The sequence below is a fragment of the Sphingomonas sp. genome, from assembly GCF_035317925.1.
Lineage (GTDB): Bacteria > Pseudomonadota > Alphaproteobacteria > Sphingomonadales > Sphingomonadaceae > Sphingomonas_I.
Map to the genome: position 1 here is coordinate 1 of NZ_DATHFV010000232.1, position 3,517 is coordinate 3,517.

A 3,517-nucleotide genomic window follows, 5' to 3' on the forward strand; every position below is an offset into this window, starting at 1 on the left:
ACGCGTGATGAGCCTGGTCTGACTGCCGGTACGCTCGCCCTTGGTCTTGAGGTTGATCAACATCCGGCCCTGGTTCATCGCCGGATTCTGGCCATCGACGCCGATATTCGAGCTCAGGCTCGCGACATCCGGATCGTCGAGGATCGCGTCGGCGAGCTTACCCTCCAGCGTCGACATGCGCGCGAACGAGACGCCCTGGCCCGTCACCACCACCGCCTGGAGCTGGCCCGTATCCTGTTCGGGGAAAAGGCCCTTGGGAATCGCGACGAACAGGATCGCGGTCAGCGCCAACGATCCGGCGAAGACCAGCAGGGTCAGGCCCTGACGCAGCAATACCCAATCGAGCGCCCAGCTATAGCGGCCCGAGAGCCAGTCGAACTTCTCCATCGTCCATTCGGAGAAGCGGAATTTCTTGGTCTCGGCCTCCGACCGGAGCCAGCGCGCCGACAGCATCGGCACCAGGGTCAGTGCGACGATCGCCGAAATCAGGATTGTCACTGCGAGCGTGACCGCGAATTCGCGGAACAGCCGGCCGACGACATCGCCCATGAACAGCAAGGGGATCAAAACCGCGATCAGGCTGACCGTTAGCGAGATGATGGTGAAACCGATCTCGCGGCTGCCCTGCAGCGCGGATTCGAGCGGGCCTTTGCCCTCCTCCAGATGGCGCGCGATATTCTCGGTCACGACGATCGCGTCATCGACGACGAAGCCTGCCGCTATCGTCAGCGCCATCAGCGTCAGGTTGTTCAGGCTGAAGCCGAGCATATGCATCGCGGCGAAGGTGCCGATGATCGACAAGGGCACCGCCAGGCTGGCGATCAGGGTCGCCTGCCACGATCCCAGGAACAGGAAGATCGCGATCGTCACCAGCACGACCGCGAACACGAGCTCGACCTGCACGTCGTGGACCGAGGAGCGGATTCCGGTGGTGCGGTCGGTCAGCAAGGTGACATGGACGTCGGCGGGCATGCCCGCTTCAAGCCCGGGCAAGGCCGCCTTGATCATGTCGACCGTGCCGATCACGTTCGCGCCGGGCTGGCGCTGGACGTCGACCACGATCGCGGGCGTGCGGTTCATCCACGCGCCGAGCCGGGTATTTTCCGAACTGTCGACCACATTGGCGACATCGGACAGGCGCACCGGCGCATCGTCGCGATAGGCGATGATCAGATTCTTGTAGTCGTCGGCGGTCGAAAGCTGATCGTTGGCGTCGATCGACCAGCTGCGCGTCGGCCCGTCGAAGCTGCCCTTGGCGCCGTTGACGTTGGCCGCCGCGATCGCGCTGCGCAATTGATCGAGCGAGAGATTGCGCGTGGCGAGCGCCTGGACATTGGCCTGGATCCGCACCGCCGGCCGCTGCCCGCCCGACAGCGACACCTGGCCGACGCCCGAAATCTGCGAAATCTTGTTGGCGATGCGCTGATCGACCAGATTCTGCACTTCGGCGAGCGTGCGCGTCTGCGAGGTGATACCCAGGCTCAGCACGGGCGCGTCGGCGGGATTGACCTTGGCGTACAGCGGCGGCGCGGGCAGGTCCGACGGCAGCAAGGTGTTGGCCGCGTTGATCGCCGCCTGCACTTCCTGTTCGGCCACATCGAGCGTCAGATCGAGATTGAACTGGAGCGTGACCACCGAGGCGCCCGCCGACGAGGTCGACGACATGCGCGACAGGCCCGCCATCTGTCCGAACTGGCGTTCGAGCGGCGCGGTCACGGTCAGGCCCATCACATCCGGGCTGGCGCCGGGATAGAGCGTGGTGACCTGGATCGTCGGATAATCGACCTCAGGCAAGGCCGAGAGCGGCAGGAAGCGATAGCCGACGATACCCGCCAGCAGGATCGCGAGCATGAGCAGGGTCGTCGCGACCGGGCGCATGATGAAGGGCCGCGAAGGGTTGGCCCCCTCCGCTCCCAGCACTTCCTCCTCGGCGCCGAGGCTGGTGCCGCTGTCCGAAGCTTCGCTCACTGGCTGTTGCCGCCACCCTGCTGGTGACGGCGATGACCGCCATGCTTGGCACCTGAGGCGTTGCCGCTGGCATTGTCGCTGCCGGCGTCGGACGCGTTTTCGGCGCTTTGCCTATTTCCTTCGCCGCCGCCGCTGCCGCTGCCGAACAACCAGGAGAACAGACCGGCCTTCTTCTTGCGCTGGAAAGCGGGCTTCTCACCCGGCAGCACGACCTTCGAGCCGTCCTCCAGATTGTCGGCGCCTTCGGTGATCACGGTCTGGCCCAAAGCGAGGCCGGACAGGATCGCAACGTTGGAGCCGTTGGCCGGACCCTGCGTGACCGTCTGCATCTTCACCGTATGATCGGCCTGCAGCACGAACACGAAATCGCCCTGCGTGCCGTGGCGGACGGCGGTGACCGGGATCGTCGCCGCCCCCTTCAGCGTATCGACCAGCAGGCTGACATTGACGAACTGATTGGGGAACAGGATCCCGCCCGGATTGGGGAAGCGCGCCTTCGCTTTGACCGTGCCCGTGGTGGTGTCGATCTGGTTGTCGAAGGTCAGGAAGCTGCCATGCGCCAGCACATTCTGACCGCCCTGATCGGTCGCGGTGACCGGCAAGGCTGCGCCGGTCGCACGACGCGCGAGGATTCCGGGCAGATTGCCCTGCGGCACCGCGAAGCTGACGTCGATCGGATCGGTCTGGGTGATGACCGCGATGCCGGTGGCGTCGCCGGGGCTGACATAATTGCCGATGTCCGCCTGGCGCAGGCCGATCCGGCCCGAAACCGGCGCGGTGATCGAGGTGTAGCGCAGGTTGAGCTTCGCGGTGCCGATCGCGGCGCGGTCAGCGGCGGCGACGCCTTCCTGCTGCTTGACCGTCGCGGCCTGCGTATCGACCTGCTGGCGCGCGATCGAATCCTGCGCGAGCAGCACCTGGTAACGGTGCAGATCGACGCGGGCGAGGTTGAGCTGCGATTCGTCGCGCGTCAGATTGGCCTCGGCCTGCGCCAGCGCGAGCCGATAGGGGCGCGGATCGATCTGCGCGAGCAACTGTCCCTTCGCGACGACCTGGCCCTCGCGGAAATTGATCGTGAAGACGTTGCCCGACAATTGCGGGCGCACCGTCGCGGTCACGATCGGCTGAACCGTGCCGATCGCGCTCAGCGACTGGGGCATGTCGGCGGCGACCACCTTGGCCACACCCACCGTCGCCGCCGCGCGCCGCCCGCCGCCGCGTCCGCCGCCGGCCCCGCCCGCCGTGTCGCTCGATCCGCTCCGTGTCAGCACCCAGGCGAGCGAAGCGATCACGATCAGCACGACCACCACGATCAGTGCGTTGCGCCGCGAATTGGGGGAACGCTCCACCGGCTCGAGCGGCGCGTCTAGTTCATCGTTCATCGCAGACCCTTGATCGGACAGGAAAACACGCCACGCACGCCTAATACGTCAGGCACAAGACAATCCGTCGGAATCGTCGCGGATACGAAACGGTTCAAGCCGCATCTCCCCGGTTGGTTCCGTCGATCAACAAGCGTAGCGGGGCTGGCATTGATGATGCGCGGTGG

At 65.8% G+C, this 3,517-nt stretch carries 2 protein-coding genes; both read right to left on the minus strand.

The annotated features are described in order from the left end of the window. Positions 1 to 1,878: efflux RND transporter permease subunit (locus tag VK533_RS16940; protein WP_324379891.1), on the minus strand; the 1,878-nt coding region annotated here is incomplete at its 3' end. Between the two features lie 86 nt (positions 1,879 to 1,964). After that, the gene (locus VK533_RS16945) at positions 1,965 to 3,350 is read right to left on the minus strand and encodes an efflux RND transporter periplasmic adaptor subunit (RefSeq protein WP_324379888.1); all 1,386 of its coding nucleotides are present in this window, start codon (positions 3,348 to 3,350) and stop codon (positions 1,965 to 1,967) included. Positions 3,351 to 3,517: the final 167 nt, after the last annotated feature.